At 67.1% G+C, this 660-nt stretch carries 2 protein-coding genes; both read left to right on the top strand.

All coding sequences use genetic code 11. The features are described 5' to 3' along the window. Positions 1-283 (top strand): ABC transporter permease subunit (locus OP79_RS49070; protein WP_033329789.1); only part of this gene is annotated, 283 nt, incomplete at its 5' end. Between the two features lie 9 nt (positions 284-292). After that, positions 293-660, top strand: a 368-nt coding sequence (locus OP79_RS49075) for an ATP-binding cassette domain-containing protein (protein ID WP_033329791.1), incomplete at its 3' end; no start/stop codon positions are given.

Below are 660 nucleotides of genomic sequence, written 5' to 3' on the forward strand. Positions count from 1 at the left end.
CGGTATGCACCAGCTGTTCTCCTTCAACACCGTGCAGTCCGGCGAGGGCGTCGGCCAGGAGCTGATCTACATCGCCGCGGCGGTGATCGGCGGCTGTCTCCTGACCGGCGGCTACGGCTCCGCGATCGGCCCGGTCTTCGGTGCCTTCATGTTCGGCATGGTGCAGCAGGGCATCGTGTACGCCGGCTGGAACCCCGACTGGTTCATGGCCTTCCTGGGCGTGATGCTGCTCGGCGCCACCCTCGTCAATCTGTGGGTCCGCAACGCGGCCACCCGGAGGTGATCTGATCCCATGACAAGCAACGGATCCACGGCCAACGGGGCCCTCGTCAAAGACGCCCCCCAGGACGAGAAGCCGATCGTCGAACTGCGCGGCGCGGGCAAGTCCTACGGCAACATCCGCGCCCTGCACGGCGTGACCCTCTCCGTGCAGCCCGGCAGGGTGACCTGCGTCCTCGGCGACAACGGCGCCGGCAAGTCCACGCTGATCAAAATCATCTCCGGGCTGCACCAGCACACCGAGGGCGAGTTCCTCGTCGACGGCGAACCGGTGCGCTTCAGCACTCCGCGCGAGGCGCTCGACAAGGGCATCGCCACGGTTTACCAGGACCTCGCCGTCGTCCCGCTGATGCCGGTGTGGCGGAACTTCTTCCTCGGCTC

Source organism: Streptomyces yerevanensis (assembly GCF_000716805.1).
Lineage (GTDB): Bacteria > Actinomycetota > Actinomycetes > Streptomycetales > Streptomycetaceae > Streptomyces > Streptomyces flaveus.